Source organism: Citrobacter sp. EC_71, from assembly GCF_019584005.1.
Classification (GTDB): domain Bacteria; phylum Pseudomonadota; class Gammaproteobacteria; order Enterobacterales; family Enterobacteriaceae; genus Citrobacter; species Citrobacter werkmanii.
Genome location: NZ_VDAY01000116.1, coordinates 1 through 231, shown reverse-complemented (window position 1 = coordinate 231; position 231 = coordinate 1). Strand labels below are relative to the sequence as shown.

Genomic DNA, 231 nt, shown 5'->3' with positions numbered 1-231 from the left:
CAGACGGTGACTATACCGTGACGGTGCAGGTGACGGATGACGCCGGCAATACCGCGACCTCGGCGGCGCTGGCCATCACCGTGGACACCACCGTGGCGGCCCCGGTCATCACGCTAAGCGACGACACCGGGACGGCGGGGGATAACCAGACCAACGTAGCGGCACCGGGCTTTGCCATCAGCACCGATGCGGATGCGGTGAGCATGATGGTGAGCATTGACGGCGGCGCGC

1 protein-coding gene is annotated in these 231 nt (G+C 66.7%); it reads left to right on the top strand.

Annotated features, from left to right (window positions below):
- The coding region (locus tag FHD02_RS24960; protein WP_220394401.1) for an Ig-like domain-containing protein at positions 1-231 on the top strand (231 nt) is incomplete at both ends.